The organism is Mesorhizobium sp. M7A.F.Ca.CA.004.12.1.1, assembly GCF_003997835.1.
Classification (GTDB): domain Bacteria; phylum Pseudomonadota; class Alphaproteobacteria; order Rhizobiales; family Rhizobiaceae; genus Mesorhizobium.
Genome location: NZ_RZRK01001228.1, coordinates 1 through 1,175, shown reverse-complemented (window position 1 = coordinate 1,175; position 1,175 = coordinate 1). Strand labels below are relative to the sequence as shown.

Sequence of the window (1,175 nt, the reverse complement as noted above, 5' to 3'; positions counted from 1 at the left end):
ATCATAGAAGCCGCGCACGGCCGAGAACGGGATTTCGAGTTTTTCCGGAACATCGGAGAAGGACAGGCCAACCTCGAAGCCGGTATCGGTCACCTTCAGGTCCCAATACTGGAACTGGATGACGATGGTCATCTGCTCGGGATAGCGCTCGCGCAGCCGCGAAGACACGCGTACGCCCGGCGCGCCGGTCAGGAAGGTGATGAAGAAGTGGTGGTTGCCGGGGAGGCCGGTGCGCGCGACCTCGGCCAGGACCTTGCGCATGACGCCGCGCAACGCCTCCTGGGCCAGAATGTCGTAGCGGATGTGGTCGTCGGCCATGTGGCGGTCGGGTTCCGTTGAATCGTCCGCATAGCTGTAATCAAGCTTGAGGGCGGCGTAAACCGCATATAGATGACCCTTGCGCGGAAGCGAAGACTATTGCCAGCGATTTGATCGCTCAGGCGCTGGTGAGCGCGCTTTGCTTTTCGGACGAGGCCGCGGACCGGCGCTTGCCGAAGGCGCGCAGGAAGGTGCGCACGCCATTGGTCGCGGATTGCAGCACCTCGTCCTCGCGAGGCGAGCCGCCAAGCATGAAGGTGGTCTGCAGTTCGGCATTGACGAGGCCAAGGAACTGGCGTGCCGCCACGTCGGGATCCTCGATCGTGAGATGGCCGCCATAGGCGAGGCGGGCGAAGCGGGCGGCGATTGCCGGCCATGTCCTGCCCGGACCCTGTTCGCGCCATTCGGCAAACAGTTCGGGATAGCGCTCGCCTTCGGTCTGGATCAGCTTGCGCAGGAATTTTCCGTCGCGGTTGCAGATGCAGTTCTGGTTCAGGCGCACGGCAAAGCCGATCAGGTCGGCTTCGAGATCCCCCGGCTGGTCGGGGAAGGTGGCAATGGTGGCGAAGATGCCGGCATTGCAGCGTTCGGTGAGGTCGCGGACCACGGCGACGAACAGTTTCTCCTTGTCGCCATGATGGTTGTAGATCGTCTGGCGCGAAACGCCGGCTTCGGCCGCGATCAGATCGATGTTGGCGCCGGCGAAACCTTCGCGGCAAAACACGGTGGCGGCGGAGTCGACGATCGAGAGGCGCTTGGCCTCATGGCCGCGTGGCGGGAAAATGTCAGGAGAAACGTGCAGCTTCATAAAAAACTATATAGAGGTGATTGACGATTTAGACAAGAGTGTCTAAATT

General features: G+C 61.6%; 2 protein-coding genes. Both read right to left on the bottom strand.

The genetic code is table 11. The features are described from left to right. Positions 1-318 (bottom strand): SspB family protein (locus tag EN984_RS35350; RefSeq protein WP_245480192.1); only part of this gene is annotated, 318 nt, incomplete at its 3' end. A 118-nt stretch (positions 319-436) separates the two neighbouring features. After that, the gene (locus EN984_RS35345; protein WP_127271156.1) at positions 437-1,126 is read right to left on the bottom strand and encodes a TetR/AcrR family transcriptional regulator; all 690 of its coding nucleotides are present in this window, start codon (positions 1,124-1,126) and stop codon (positions 437-439) included. Positions 1,127-1,175 lie beyond the last annotated feature (49 nt).